At 75.9% G+C, this 394-nt stretch carries 1 protein-coding gene; it reads right to left on the reverse strand.

What is annotated here, in order from left to right; genetic code table 11:
- On the reverse strand, window positions 1-394 hold a 394-nt coding region (locus GTR02_RS22185), incomplete at both ends, for a biotin/lipoyl-containing protein (protein WP_338073991.1).

Consider the following 394-nt stretch of genomic DNA (forward strand, 5'->3'; position numbering starts at 1 on the left):
GGCCCTCTCCTCCTGCACCTGGGTGGGCTGCGCGGACGGCTGCGTGGCCTGCTCGGCCTGCTGGCGGGCGCTCTCGCGCACCGCGACCTCGTCGGCCAGCGACTCCTCGGCCTTCGGCTCGTCCTGCGCCTCGGGCGCCGGGACCGCCGCCGCGGGCGCCGACTCCTGGGGCGCCGACTCCTGGGGGGCGGACGGCTGTGCCGCACCGTCGCCGATGCGGGCGAGGTCGGTGCCGACCTCGACGGTCTCGTCCTCGCCGACGAGGATCTCCTGCAGCGTCCCCGCCACGGGGGAGGGGATCTCGGTGTCGACCTTGTCGGTGGACACCTCGAGCAGGGGCTCGTCGACGTCGACGGTGTCGCCGACGGCCTTGAGCCAGCGGGTGACGGTGCCC

It is taken from the genome of Kineococcus siccus, from assembly GCF_009906795.1.
Taxonomy (GTDB): Bacteria; Actinomycetota; Actinomycetes; order Actinomycetales; family Kineococcaceae; genus Kineococcus; species Kineococcus siccus.